Genomic DNA, 12,379 nt, shown 5'->3' on the forward strand with positions numbered 1-12,379 from the left:
GGTAAAACGAAAATGCTGGTCATATTGTCGATGGGGCTGCGGCCATGCTCGGGCGCAATTATGATGCTGCTGTTCTCTAAGGTGATTGGCGTTTATCAATGGGGCGTGTTGTCGGCGCTGGCCATGGCGGCAGGTACCGCGATCACCATAACGACTATGGCCGTGCTGGTGCAGGTTTCACGTGCGTTGGCGCTGAAGCTAAGTTATGGGAAAAAAACGCGGGGCAATACGGACTTTATATGGGCAGTGCTGTCGCTGGCTGGCGGGATACTCCTGCTGGCCATCGGCGTGATGCTGTGGCTGAGCGCCCAGCCAGCCCTGTCTGGTGGGATCCGACCGATATAAACGTTTGCCAATAAAAAAGGGGCTGAACACAGGTTCAGCCCCTTTAGCACCGCCTTGCGGTTTAGCGGTTTAGCGGTTTAGCGCTTCAGCGCTTCGCTCAGCTCGTCACGCATAGACGCCAGCATGGCTTTTACTACGCGAGGGTTGCCGGCGACGATGTTGCCGGAATGCATATAGCCATGCGCGCCAACGAAGTCAGTCACCAGGCCGCCCGCTTCACGTACCAGCAGTTCGCCCGCGGCGAAATCCCATGGCTTCAGGCCGATTTCAAAGTAACCGTCCACGCGGCCGGCGGCCACGTAGGCCAGATCCAGCGCGGCAGAACCGGTACGACGGAAATCAGCGCACTGAGTAAAGAGTTTGCCCACGATATTGATATACGGCGTGGCGTGCTGCTTCAGCTTGAACGGGAAACCGGTCGCCAGGATGGTGCCATCCAGATCGCGAGCCGTCGAGCCGCGCAGGCGATAGCCATTCAGCTGGGTGCCCTGGCCGCGAACGGCGCTGAACAATTCATTACGCATAGGATCGTAAACCACGGCCACTTCGGTGCGGCCCTTGATGCGTACGGCAATAGAAATGGAGAAATGCGGCAGGCGCTTAATAAAGTTGGTGGTGCCATCCAGTGGATCGATAACCCATTGCACATCCTGGTCTTCACCCGCCAGCTCACCACTTTCTTCACAAATGATAGTGTGCTTTGGATAAGACTTGCGGATCACCTCAATAATCAGGCGCTCGGCGTCGCGGTCAACATTGGTAACGAAGTCATTGCTGCCTTTCTGGCTGGCTTCAACGGCGTCTGGCGTTTCATAATTCTTGGCAATTAAATTACCGGCCTTGCGCGCAGCGCGCACGGCGATGTTGAGCATCGGATGCATCGGTCTCTCTCACTGGATGTTAAAGAACGGAAAACGGCGCGGATTATAGCAGGGGGCTCGGTAAAAGTCCTGAAAATATGTTAACATCGGCAAATTATCTCACAGACCTGAATTCCTATGCTGCATAACATCCGAATCGTACTGGTGGAAACTTCTCACACCGGCAATATGGGTTCCGTCGCTCGCGCGATGAAAACCATGGGCCTGACCAACCTTTATCTGGTTAATCCGCTGGTCAAACCTGACTCGCAAGCCATCGCGCTGGCCGCTGGTGCCAGTGACGTGATTGGTGAAGCGCACATTGTCGACACGCTTGATGAAGCGCTGGCCGGTTGTAGCCTGGTGGTAGGCACCAGCGCCCGTTCACGGTCGCTGCCGTGGCCCAGGCTCGATCCGCGCGAGTGCGGTCTTAAGAGCGTGCAGGAAGGCCAGCAGGCACCCGTTGCGCTGGTGTTTGGCCGCGAACGCGTGGGCCTGACCAACGAAGAACTGCAAAAGTGCCACTATCACGTGGCGATTGCCGCGAATCCGGAATACAGCTCGCTCAACCTGGCCATGGCGGTGCAGATTATCGCTTATGAAGTCCGCATGGCGTTCCTGCAATCGCAGGAAAACACGCAGCCTGAGTACGAAGCGTCGCCTTATCCGCTGGTCGACGATCTGGAACGTTTTTATCAACATATGGAACAGATGATGGTAAAAAGCGGCTTTATTCGTGAAGGCAATCCCGGTCAGGTGATGAGCAAGATGCGCCGTCTCTATACGCGTGCCCGCCCGGAGCGTGACGAGCTGAATATTTTGCGCGGTATGCTCTCGTCGCTGGAAAAGCCAAAAAGCGAAAAGTAACCGGCAAAGCGTAAAAAAACAGCGGTAATAGTTGAGTAAATTACCAGGTTAAATACTTGAGTAAATTACTCGGTTAAATAGTTGACCAAAATACTCAGGAATGGCAGACTGCGACCATCAAATGTTCACGAACAACCGAGGTCGTTTACGCCATGAGACTGACATCCAAAGGCCGTTATGCCGTTACCGCTATGCTTGATGTTGCGCTGCATTCGCACGAAGGGCCGGTCCCTTTAGCTGATATTTCCGAGCGTCAGGGGATTTCGCTCTCCTATCTGGAGCAGCTCTTCTCTCGCCTGCGTAAAAACGGCCTGGTGGCCAGCGTACGGGGTCCGGGCGGAGGGTATTTGCTGGGTAAAGCGTCCGGCGAGATTGCGGTTGGCGCGGTTATTACCGCCGTGGATGAGTCGGTTGATGCGACTAAATGTCAGGGTAAAGAAGGCTGTCAGGGCGGCGAACGCTGTCTGACCCACGTGCTGTGGCGCGACCTGAGCGAGCGCATCAGCGACTTCCTGAACAACATTACGCTGGCGGAACTGGTGAACAACCAGGAAATCCTGGATGTGGCCGATCGTCAGAACAATACTGAAAAAGCCCGCGTGCCGGCTGGCCGCGTGCATGAAACGATTAACGTCAATCTGCGTGCCTGATTAAAGCGGCGGCGAAAGCCGTCGTCCTCATACCACTCTGTGTCGGGGACGATGGTCACCGACGCGGCAGACCGCATTGAATGACATACTTAAGTGTACGGAGTTCAACGCAATGAAAGTCCCGATTTACCTTGATTACGCCGCCACTACGCCCGCCGATCCTCGCGTAGCGGAAAAAATGGTGCAGTATTTGACTCTGGACGGGACTTTCGGCAATCCGGCCTCCCGCTCCCATCGTTTTGGCTGGCAGGCTGAAGAAGCGGTCGATGTGGCCCGCAACCAGGTTGCCGAGCTGATCGGCGCCGATCCCCGTGAAATCGTTTTTACCTCCGGTGCGACCGAATCCGATAACCTTGCCATCAAAGGTGCCGCCGAACTCCGGCAGGAGAAGGGCAAACATATCATCACCAGTCAGACCGAACACAAAGCCGTGTTGGATACCTGTATCCAGCTGGAGCGTGAAGGGTTTGAGGTGACTTATCTGCAGCCCCAGCCCGATGGCATTATCCCATTACAACAGCTGCAGGATGCGCTGCGCGACGACACCATCCTGGTTTCCATCATGCACGTTAATAACGAAACGGGCGTGGTGCAGGATATCGCGGCTATTGGCGAACTGTGCCACGCTCGCGGTATTCTTTTCCATGTTGATGCCACCCAGAGCGTCGGCAAGCTGCCGGTGGATCTCAGCGAGTTAAAAGTCGATCTGATGTCTTTCTCCGCGCATAAGCTGTATGGCCCTAAAGGCATCGGCGGGCTTTACGTGCGCAGAAAACCGCGTATCCGTATTGCCGCGCAGATTCACGGTGGGGGCCACGAGCGCGGGATGCGTTCCGGTACGCTGCCCGTGCATCAAATTGTCGGTATGGGCGAAGCCTACCGTATCGCAAAAGAAGAGATGAGTGGCGAAAGCGCCCGGCTGAATATGCTGCGCAGAACCCTGTGGGCAGGCCTGAGCGAAATCGATGAGGTCTGTCTCAACGGCAGTCTGGAGCAGAGCGCCCCCAATATTCTTAACGTCAGCTTTGCGCACGTAGACGGCGAATCGCTGATTATGGCGCTGAAAGATCTGGCGCTCTCTTCCGGTTCCGCCTGTACCTCGGCCAGCCTTGAACCTTCCTATGTCCTGCGCGCGCTGGGCCTGAGCGAAGAGCTGGCGCACAGTTCGCTACGCTTCTCGCTGGGACGCTTTACCACGGGCGAAGAGATCGATTACGCTGTCGGGCTGGTGCGCAAATCGATTGCCCGCCTGCGCGATATCTCTGTGCAAGGGCGAGCGGTGTCTCCGCGCTAATCTTTTCAGTTTCACGGGCTATGTAGCCCGTTCTGCTTATTCTGTTAATCTAAAAATGAAGGGGCAGCGATATCGCTGCCGACGCTGGCCTTTGCAGGGTCGGTATAACAATTTTTTAACAAGGAGCCAGGTTATGACAACCACGCCAATGATCATTACGCTGTCGACGGCAGCGGCGGATGCGCGCTGGGGCGAAAAAACGACCCTGACCAGCAACGACAGCGGAATGACCATCCACCTTAACGGTGGCGATGTGCTGACCACCATTCAGCGTGCCGCGCGAAAAATTGACGGGCAGGGCATTCGTCACGTCAGCCTGCAGGGCGACTGGGATTTAGAAAAAAGCTGGGCTTTCTGGCAGGGTTATCGCGGGCCGAAAGGCGAAAGAAAAGTGGAGTGGGCTACGCTGAACGACGAGGATCGCGCTGAATTCGATCGTCGTCTGAAAATTATCGACTGGGTGCGCGATACGATTAACCTCCCGGCGGAAGAGCTGAGTCCGGAACAGCTGGCGCAGCGCGCGGTTGATTTGCTTTGCGGCGTGGCGGGCGAAAAGGCCAGCTATCGGATTACCAAAGGCGATGATCTGCGCCTGCAGGGCTATAGCGGATTACATACGGTAGGGCGCGGCTCGACGCGCAGCCCGGCATTGCTGGCGCTGGATTATAACCCTACGGGCGACGACAAGGCACCGGTCTTCGCCTGTCTGGTCGGCAAAGGCATCACCTTTGATACCGGCGGCTACAGCCTGAAACCCAGCGGCTCAATGGATTCAATGAAGTCAGATATGGGGGGCGCTGCCACCCTGACCGGCGCGCTGGCGCTGGCTATTGCCCGCGGGTTGGATAAGCGTGTGAAGCTCTATCTCTGCTGCGCCGACAATATGGTCAGCGGCAATGCTTTCCGCCTGGGCGACATTATTCGGTACCGCAATGGCAAAAGCGTGGAGGTGATGAACACCGATGCAGAAGGGCGCCTGGTGCTGGCAGATGGTTTGATTGATGCCAGCGAACAAAATCCCCATCTGATGATTGATGCCGCCACGCTGACCGGCGCAGCCAAAACGGCGCTGGGCAATGATTACCACGCGCTGTTTAGCTTCGATGACGCGCTGGCACAGTCACTGCTGGAAAGCGCCACCAGCGAAAACGAACCCTTCTGGCGACTGCCGTTGGCCGAATTCCATCGCGGCTATCTGCCTTCAAACTTTGCCGATCTGAACAACATTGCTGCGCCTTCACACACGGCCGGTGCCAGTACCGCCGCCGCGTTTCTGTCGCATTTTGTGAAGCATTACCAGCAGGGGTGGCTACATATTGATTGCTCGGCAACCTATCGCAAAGGCGCTGTCGATCAGTGGTCTGCCGGCGCGACCGGACTGGGCGTGCGTACCGTGGCGAATCTGCTGCTGAAATAGAGCGTTTGGCCGGGCGCTGCGCCCGGCACTTTAACAGGAAGCAAGCAATGAACGAAATCAACCAGCGCCTGGAAGAGGTGTTAAAACTGGCGGCGACCGAGCCTGCGCACCGCCCGGAATTCTTTACGTTACTGATGGACGCCAGTGTCTGGGTACCCGGGGAAAGCGTGGAGCAGGCTGACGCACAGCTGCAGCATTGGGAAAAAGACGATGGCACCAGCATCATTCCTTTTTTCACTTCAGAGCAGGCGCTACAGCAGGCCGTCACCGCCGAGCAGTCTTTTCTGGTGATGCCGGTACGCACGCTGTTTGCCATGACGCAGGGCGAAACGCTGTTTCTGAACCCAAAGCTGCCCGTCGGCAAGGAGTTTTCGCCGGGGGAAATCAGCAGTCTGTTGGGAAAAGAGGGCAATGCCCTGAGTCAGCAAACGGTGCTGGAAGGCGGTACTTCGCTGCTGCTGTCAGAAATTGCAGAGCCGCCCGCGCAAACTATCGCCTCGCTGACGGAGCTGTTTGCTAAACATAAAGAGGTGCGTCGCGCCTGGGTAGCACATATTAAAGAAGCGGCGGATGCGCAACCTAATCTGTTGATTGGCATTGAGGCCGATGGCGATATTGAAACCATTATTCAGGCTGCGGGCAGCGTGGCGACCGATACGCTGCTGGAAGATGAACCGGTGGATATCTGTGAAGTGGTGGATAACGACAGCATCAGCCACTTCTTTACTGCGCACCTCACGCCTTTTTACGAGCGGCGGTGGGGCAGCTTCCTGCGTTCGCTTAAGCAGGACCGTATCCTGTAAACAATCCGACCATGACAACGCTGCCGCTGCTTGGGCAGCGTTGTCATTTTTTGATTACGTGAAGAGCGCACAAAAAGAACCGGGCATGCTTATGTTAATGACCCGCGTCGCCCTGCAATAGCGTGACCGTTTACCTGCCACCTGCCACCTGCCACCTGCCACCTGCCAACAACCACCCGCCCGCCAACAGCTACCAGCCAACAGCCAACAGCCAACAGCCAACAGCCAACAGCTACCAGCCAACAGCCGATCGGTTTTACAGGAGAGCGTTGGCGATATAAAAAAGGCACTGACCGTAGAAGCAACGTCAGTGCCGGTCCGCCGACTACTGCGTGGCGACAGGCAAGTCGTCGCGGCTGCCCCATTCTCCCCAGGAACCGTCATAAAGCGTCACGTTTTCCACGCCCAGCGACGTCAGCGCCAGGATCAGTACTACCGCCGTGACGCCGGAGCCGCAGCTGGCCACCACCGGCTCGTCGAGCTTCACGCCCTGCCGCTGAAAAATGGCTTTCAGTGCCTCCGGTGATTTCAGCTGGCCGTTTTCCACCACGTCGTTCCACGGCACGTTCAGGCTGCCGGGAATATGCCCACGGTGCAACCCCGGACGCGGCTCATCCACTTCCCCCTTAAACCGGTTGGCCGCACGGGCATCAACAATCTGCGCGCCGCCTTCGTGGCTGATGATCATTACGTCGGTAATACGCTTCACAACGGCCGGATCGAAACTGGCCTCAAATTCTGCTTCCGGCAGCGCCACGTCGCCAGTAGCGATTTCATAGCCCGCATCGCGCCAGCCGCTCAGGCCGCCGGCCAGGATGGAAACCGACGCAACGCCAAACTGACGCAGCATCCACCAGGCGCGAGGCGCGGAAAAGAGATTGCCCTCATCATACACCACCAGATGTTTTTCGCTGCTGACGCCCAGCTCGCGCATCGCTACGGCAAACGCCTCCGCTCGCGGCAGCATATGGGGGTAAGGGCTGCCGGGGTCGGAAAGCGTCTCAATATTGAAAAAAGGTGCCGCCGGGAGATGGCCCGCACGATACTCCGCCTGGACATCGCGAACCTTCTCCTGGCCCACCGGCAACATACGCGCGTCCAGAACCTGAATATCATCATCGGCATAATGTTCCGCCAGCCAGTCGGCGGTTACAAACAAAGAGCAAGTCATAGCGGCCTCGCAACAGGAATAGTTGTCCTGAGTGTCGGTCATCCGGACAGGCATCTCAAGATCTTCTCAGGTTTTCTCGACGCCTGACGACGCGCTGAAGCATTTTTGCGCGATAGCGCACGAAGGTTGCTACTCTGTAGGCACCTGAACGACTTTTTTAACGATTTGTTGAATCTCTGATAGGCATGTGGGCCTGTGCCCCCTATAATCGGCGCCATTTTCCCGGCCGGGGAGCTTTTTCACCGGTCAAACTCGACATCAAACAGGGGTCACTATGACTATCGAACGTACTTTTTCTATCGTAAAACCAAACGCGGTGGCAAAAAACGTAATTGGTGCCATTTTTAACCGTTTTGAAAGCGCTGGCTTCAAGATCGTTGGCACCAAAATGCTGCACCTGACTAAAGAGCAGGCTGAAGGCTTCTACGCAGAACACCAGGGTCGTCCTTTCTTCGACGGTCTGGTTGAATTCATGACTTCTGGCCCGGTAGTGGTTTCCGTGCTGGAAGGCGAAAACGCCGTACAGCGTCATCGCGATCTGATGGGCGCAACCAACCCGGACAACGCACTGGCCGGTACGCTGCGTGCTGACTACGCGGACAGCTTCACCGAGAACGCGACTCACGGTTCAGACTCTGCCGAGTCTGCTGCCCGTGAAATCGCTTTCTTCTTTGGTGAAGGCGAAGTGTGCCCACGCACTCGTTAATGCGTGCTGGCGCGAGGCTGCGGCGCGTTTACAATTTATTTTGATAACGCCCTTTAATCCGCAGACGCTCTGCCTGTACAATAATGCGCCCCTGCCTGGCAGGGGCGTTTTATTTTATACTTCTTATTAACCCCCCCAGCGCCATAACGTGTAACAACGAGGCCAGAGAATATTATGTCTGAACAAATTGTGACCCCGTCGTCAGCTATCGCCACGCCAAAAAAAGAAAAAATCAACCTGCTCGATTTGAACCGTCAGCAAATGCGCGAGTTTTTTGTTGGCCTGGGCGAAAAACCGTTCCGTGCCGATCAGGTGATGAAGTGGATTTATCACTACTGCTGTGATGATTTCGACGAGATGACCGATATCAATAAGGTGTTCCGCGGCAAGCTGAAAGAGCTGGCTGAAATCCGCGCGCCAGAAGTGGCGGAAGAGCAGCGCTCTGCAGATGGCACCATCAAGTGGGCGATCACGGTCGGTGGCCAGCAGGTAGAGACCGTCTACATTCCGGAAAAAGATCGCGCCACGCTGTGCGTCTCCTCACAGGTGGGCTGCGCGCTGGAATGTAAATTCTGCTCAACCGCGCAGCAGGGCTTTAACCGCAACCTGCGCGTTTCTGAAATTATCGGTCAGGTCTGGCGTGCGGCTAAAATTATCGGCGCGTCAAAAGTTACCGGCCAGCGTCCTATCACCAACGTGGTAATGATGGGCATGGGCGAACCGCTGCTTAACCTGAATAATGTCGTACCGGCGATGGAAATCATGCTGGATGACTTTGGCTTCGGGCTTTCAAAACGCCGTGTAACGCTCTCCACCTCCGGGGTTGTACCCGCGCTGGACAAGCTGGGCGATATGATCGACGTAGCGCTGGCGATTTCGCTACACGCGCCAAACGACGCTATCCGCGACGAAATCGTGCCGATCAATAAAAAATACAATATCGAAACCTTCCTGGCTTCCGTTGCCCGCTACATCTCCAAGTCCAACGCTAATCAGGGCCGCGTGACGATTGAGTATGTGATGCTGGATCACGTGAACGACAGCACCGATAACGCCCATGAGCTTGCCGCGCTGCTGAAAGAGACGCCTTGCAAAATCAACCTCATTCCATGGAACCCCTTCCCGGGTGCGCCGTATGGCCGGAGTTCGAACAGTCGCATCGATCGTTTCTCTAAAGTGTTGATGGATTATGGTTTTACCACTATTGTGCGTAAGACACGCGGCGATGATATCGACGCTGCCTGCGGCCAGCTCGCTGGCGAGGTGATTGACCGTACGCGCCGTACGATGCGCAAAAAAATGGCCGGAGAAGCGATTTCTGTGAAAGCGCTCTGAAAGCCAGGCCCGCGGCTTGTCCGGTGAGTGAAAGGGCGTAACATCGCTTCCGATAAGGAGGCGAGGATGAATAAGGGATTATTAATCGGACTGGTTGCATTACTGCTTGCGGGCTGCAGTGTGACCGCGCCACACAGCGAGTTGGCCGGGACGCGTCTACAATTAGGCCTGGCCTGGCTGGCGCAGGATCGGCTGGCACCGGCGGAACGTAATTTGCGCCAGGCGCTAAAGCTTGCGCCTGACGACTACCGCTGCAGGTTGGCTATGGCCCGCTATTATCAGCGCGTGGGCGACAACGCTTCGGCGCTGGCGCACTACCGAAAAGCGCTGGAGCAGGCAGAACAAAACCGTGACGTAATCAATAATTACGGTGCGTTTCTCTGTCTTTTAGGGCAGTATGATGCGGCCCAGCAGCAGTTCAGTAAGGCGATGCATGGGCCTGGCCGCGTCGATGCCCTGGAGAATGCCGGCTATTGCTATCTGCGGGCAGATGAAGGGCAGAAAGCCAAAGCCGCGTTGCTGGAAGCGACGCGAAACGATGCGGAAAAGCGCGCTGCGCTGCTGGCGGAAGCCGAAAGGCGATTTGGAAAGAACGAGCGCGATTCGTCGCGGCTCCTGTTAGATGTTTATCAACACAACTTTGCCGCTTCGGCGCAGAGCTTGTGGTTAGAGATTCGCTTCGCCGCGCGGGCAGGGCAACCGGAAAGCATCCGGCTTGCCGGGGAACAGCTGGCGCGAAATTTTCCACAATCGATACAGTACCTGCATTTTTTAGCTAATGAATACTGAAGCCACTCAAGATAAATCAGCAGTAAATTCAACAGGCGAGCGCCTGCGCGTAGCCCGTGAGCAAATGGGCCTGTCTCAGCAGAACGTCGCGGAGCGCCTTTGCCTGAAACTTTCCACTGTCCGCGATATTGAAGAGGACAAGGCGCCTGCGGATCTGGCGTCTACCTTCCTGCGTGGTTATATCCGTTCTTACGCCCGGCTGGTGCACGTGCCGGAAGAAGAGCTGCTGCCAATGATGGCGAAACAGGCGCCCGTGCGGGCCGCCAAAGTTGAGCCGATGCAGAGCTTTTCGTTGGGCAAACGTCGCAAAAAACGCGACGGCTGGCTGATGATCTTTACCTGGCTGGTGCTGTTTGTGGTGGTCGGCCTGACCGGCGCATGGTGGTGGCAGAACCACAAGGCAGCACAGGACGATCTGGTTTCAATGGCCGATCAGAATGGCGGTTCGGGCAGCGATAACAGCCAGTCAATTCCGCTGAATAACAGCGGCGCAGACAGCGTGTCGCCTGTTGAAGAAGCGCCAACGGCGCCGGCCCAGAGCGCGCCTGCGGAGAGTGCAACCGCGCCTGCTGCCTCATCTTCTTCTGCGGCCAATACTTCGGCCGGCTCAACCGCGCCAGCGGCTGCTGCGCCGGTTGCGGTTTCGCCTTCGCAGATGCCGGCAGACAGCGCCGGTCAGATGCCGACGGCTTCTGCCGGCGTCAGCGCACCCGCTGCCGAGGCAAACGCACTGGTAATGAATTTCAACAAAGACTGCTGGCTGGAAGTTTCCGATGCAACAGGCAAGAAACTGTTCAGCGGGATCCAGCGCAGTGGTGGTAAACTCAGCCTTTCCGGCAAGGCACCTTATCGTCTTAAGATTGGTGCGCCGGGCGCAGTTCAGATCCAGTATCAGGGCCAGCCGGTCGATCTGAGTCGTTTTATCCGTAGCAACCAGGTTGCCCGCCTGACAGTCGGTGCGCAATAACGCATCTTCTGGTCGCGAGTAATTTCGGAGAAAGAATATGCATAACGAAGCACCCATTATCCGTCGCAAATCAAAGCGCATTTACGTCGGCCAGGTGCCAGTGGGCGACGGCGCACCTATCGCCGTTCAGTCCATGACCAATACGCGGACCACCGACGTGGCCGCAACGGTTAACCAAATTAAAGCGCTTGAGCGCGTCGGCGTTGATATTGTCCGCGTCTCTGTTCCCACCATGGATGCCGCCGAAGCGTTCCGTCTTATCAAGCAGCAGGTTAACGTCCCGCTGGTTGCTGATATCCATTTTGACTACCGTATCGCGCTTAAAGTTGCCGAATATGGCGTTGACTGCCTGCGCATCAACCCCGGAAATATCGGTAACGAAGAGCGCATTCGTCAGGTCGTTGACTGCGCACGCTACAACAATATCCCAATCCGTATCGGCGTTAACGCCGGATCGCTGGAAAAGGATCTGCAGGAAAAGTATGGTGAGCCTACGCCACAGGCGCTGCTGGAATCCGCCATGCGCCATGTCGATCATCTCGATCGTCTTAACTTCGATCAGTTCAAGGTCAGCGTAAAAGCATCGGACGTTTTTCTGGCCGTGGAATCTTATCGCCTGCTGGCTAAGCAGATCGAGCAGCCGCTGCACCTGGGCATTACCGAAGCGGGCGGCGCGCGCGCTGGCGCGGTAAAATCCGCCGTTGGCCTGGGCCTGCTGCTGTCGGAAGGGATTGGCGATACGCTGCGTATTTCGCTGGCGGCCGATCCGGTCGAAGAGGTGAAGGTCGGTTTTGATATTCTGAAATCCCTGCGCATTCGTTCCCGCGGCATTAACTTTATTGCCTGTCCAACCTGCTCCCGCCAGGAGTTTGATGTGATCGGTACCGTTAACGCGCTGGAGCAGCGTTTGGAAGATATCATTACGCCAATGGACGTCTCGATTATCGGCTGTGTGGTTAACGGGCCGGGCGAGGCGCTGGTTTCTACGCTTGGCGTTACCGGCAGCAATAAGAAAAGCGGCTTTTATGAGGACGGCGTGCGCCTGCGCGAGCGTCTGGACAACGACGATATGATTGACCAGCTGGAAGCGCGCATCCGCGCCAAAGCCGCGATGATGGACGAATCCCGTCGTATCGATGTGCAGCAGGTTGAAAAATAAATAACGGCGGGGCGGG

At 56.5% G+C, this 12,379-nt stretch carries 12 protein-coding genes and 1 pseudogene; 11 read left to right on the forward strand and 2 right to left on the reverse strand.

Annotated features, from left to right (window positions below):
• A pseudogene (locus tag RTK32_RS11560) lies at positions 1 to 345 on the forward strand (nickel transporter); the annotation flags it as partial.
• A 77-nt stretch (positions 346 to 422) separates the two neighbouring features.
• Here RTK32_RS11560 and suhB read toward each other — a convergent pair.
• Positions 423 to 1,226, reverse strand: coding sequence for an inositol-1-monophosphatase (suhB, locus tag RTK32_RS11565; protein WP_312044067.1), 804 nt, complete (start codon positions 1,224 to 1,226; stop codon positions 423 to 425).
• Positions 1,227 to 1,343: 117 nt separating this feature from the next.
• Here suhB and trmJ point away from each other — a divergent pair, with 117 nt between their 5' ends.
• The 5 genes from trmJ (at position 1,344) to sseB (ending at position 6,236) form a co-directional block, all read left to right on the forward strand.
• Positions 1,344 to 2,072, forward strand: a complete 729-nt coding sequence (gene trmJ, locus RTK32_RS11570) for a tRNA (cytosine(32)/uridine(32)-2'-O)-methyltransferase TrmJ (protein WP_312044069.1) — start codon at positions 1,344 to 1,346, stop codon at positions 2,070 to 2,072.
• Between the two features lie 152 nt (positions 2,073 to 2,224).
• Complete coding sequence (gene iscR, locus RTK32_RS11575; protein WP_312044071.1) at positions 2,225 to 2,722, forward strand: Fe-S cluster assembly transcriptional regulator IscR; 498 nt, start codon at positions 2,225 to 2,227, stop codon at positions 2,720 to 2,722.
• A 112-nt stretch (positions 2,723 to 2,834) separates the two neighbouring features.
• Entirely contained in the window at positions 2,835 to 4,016 is a 1,182-nt protein-coding gene (locus tag RTK32_RS11580) for an IscS subfamily cysteine desulfurase (RefSeq protein ID WP_312044073.1), read from the forward strand.
• Positions 4,017 to 4,149: 133 nt separating this feature from the next.
• Positions 4,150 to 5,433 (forward strand): aminopeptidase PepB, encoded by a 1,284-nt coding sequence (pepB, locus tag RTK32_RS11585; RefSeq protein ID WP_312044075.1) that lies wholly within the window; start codon positions 4,150 to 4,152, stop codon positions 5,431 to 5,433.
• Between the two features lie 47 nt (positions 5,434 to 5,480).
• Positions 5,481 to 6,236 carry an enhanced serine sensitivity protein SseB gene (gene sseB, locus RTK32_RS11590; RefSeq protein WP_312044077.1) on the forward strand — a complete coding sequence of 252 codons (756 nt, stop codon included), beginning with the start codon at positions 5,481 to 5,483 and terminating at the stop codon, positions 6,234 to 6,236.
• A 325-nt stretch (positions 6,237 to 6,561) separates the two neighbouring features.
• Here the strand turns inward: sseB and sseA are convergent, their stop codons facing one another.
• Entirely contained in the window at positions 6,562 to 7,407 is an 846-nt protein-coding gene (gene sseA, locus RTK32_RS11595) for a 3-mercaptopyruvate sulfurtransferase (RefSeq protein ID WP_312044086.1), read from the reverse strand.
• A gap of 274 nt (positions 7,408 to 7,681) precedes the next feature.
• On the opposite strand from sseA, the gene ndk reads away from it, so the two are divergent.
• The 5 genes from ndk (at position 7,682) to ispG (ending at position 12,363) form a co-directional block, all read left to right on the forward strand.
• Complete coding sequence (gene ndk, locus RTK32_RS11600; protein ID WP_125289523.1) at positions 7,682 to 8,113, forward strand: nucleoside-diphosphate kinase; 432 nt, start codon at positions 7,682 to 7,684, stop codon at positions 8,111 to 8,113.
• A 174-nt stretch (positions 8,114 to 8,287) separates the two neighbouring features.
• A complete protein-coding gene (locus RTK32_RS11605) occupies positions 8,288 to 9,448 on the forward strand; it encodes a bifunctional tRNA (adenosine(37)-C2)-methyltransferase TrmG/ribosomal RNA large subunit methyltransferase RlmN (RefSeq protein WP_312044079.1) in 1,161 nt (386 codons plus the stop codon).
• Positions 9,449 to 9,514: 66 nt separating this feature from the next.
• The gene (gene pilW / locus RTK32_RS11610) at positions 9,515 to 10,237 is read left to right on the forward strand and encodes a type IV pilus biogenesis/stability protein PilW (RefSeq protein WP_312044080.1); all 723 of its coding nucleotides are present in this window, start codon (positions 9,515 to 9,517) and stop codon (positions 10,235 to 10,237) included.
• On the forward strand, positions 10,227 to 11,204 hold the full coding sequence (rodZ, locus tag RTK32_RS11615) for a cytoskeleton protein RodZ (protein ID WP_312044082.1): 978 nt from the start codon (positions 10,227 to 10,229) through the stop codon (positions 11,202 to 11,204). Before pilW ends, rodZ begins: the two co-directional genes overlap by 11 nt.
• Before the next feature lie 37 nt (positions 11,205 to 11,241).
• Positions 11,242 to 12,363: a flavodoxin-dependent (E)-4-hydroxy-3-methylbut-2-enyl-diphosphate synthase gene (gene ispG, locus RTK32_RS11620; protein WP_312044084.1), complete on the forward strand. Its 1,122-nt coding sequence runs from the start codon at positions 11,242 to 11,244 to the stop codon at positions 12,361 to 12,363.
• The last annotated feature ends 16 nt before the right edge of the window (positions 12,364 to 12,379 follow it).

This window comes from Erwinia sp., from assembly GCF_031978025.1.
Taxonomy (GTDB): Bacteria; Pseudomonadota; Gammaproteobacteria; order Enterobacterales; family Enterobacteriaceae; genus Erwinia.

What these genes read in the sequence shown, in the direction of transcription:
- pepB (WP_312044075.1), top strand. Translation starts at nt 4,150, where the DNA reads ATGACAACCACGCCAATGATCATTACGCTGTCGACGGCAGCGGCGGAT.
- ispG (WP_312044084.1), top strand. Translation starts at nt 11,242, where the DNA reads ATGCATAACGAAGCACCCATTATCCGTCGCAAATCAAAGCGCATTTAC.
- sseA (WP_312044086.1), bottom strand. Translation starts at nt 7,407, where the DNA reads ATGACTTGCTCTTTGTTTGTAACCGCCGACTGGCTGGCGGAACATTAT.
- RTK32_RS11605 (WP_312044079.1), top strand. Translation starts at nt 8,288, where the DNA reads ATGTCTGAACAAATTGTGACCCCGTCGTCAGCTATCGCCACGCCAAAA.
- iscR (WP_312044071.1), top strand. Translation starts at nt 2,225, where the DNA reads ATGAGACTGACATCCAAAGGCCGTTATGCCGTTACCGCTATGCTTGAT.
- RTK32_RS11580 (WP_312044073.1), top strand. Translation starts at nt 2,835, where the DNA reads ATGAAAGTCCCGATTTACCTTGATTACGCCGCCACTACGCCCGCCGAT.
- suhB (WP_312044067.1), bottom strand. Translation starts at nt 1,226, where the DNA reads ATGCATCCGATGCTCAACATCGCCGTGCGCGCTGCGCGCAAGGCCGGT.
- rodZ (WP_312044082.1), top strand. Translation starts at nt 10,227, where the DNA reads ATGAATACTGAAGCCACTCAAGATAAATCAGCAGTAAATTCAACAGGC.
- ndk (WP_125289523.1), top strand. Translation starts at nt 7,682, where the DNA reads ATGACTATCGAACGTACTTTTTCTATCGTAAAACCAAACGCGGTGGCA.
- sseB (WP_312044077.1), top strand. Translation starts at nt 5,481, where the DNA reads ATGAACGAAATCAACCAGCGCCTGGAAGAGGTGTTAAAACTGGCGGCG.
- pilW (WP_312044080.1), top strand. Translation starts at nt 9,515, where the DNA reads ATGAATAAGGGATTATTAATCGGACTGGTTGCATTACTGCTTGCGGGC.
- trmJ (WP_312044069.1), top strand. Translation starts at nt 1,344, where the DNA reads ATGCTGCATAACATCCGAATCGTACTGGTGGAAACTTCTCACACCGGC.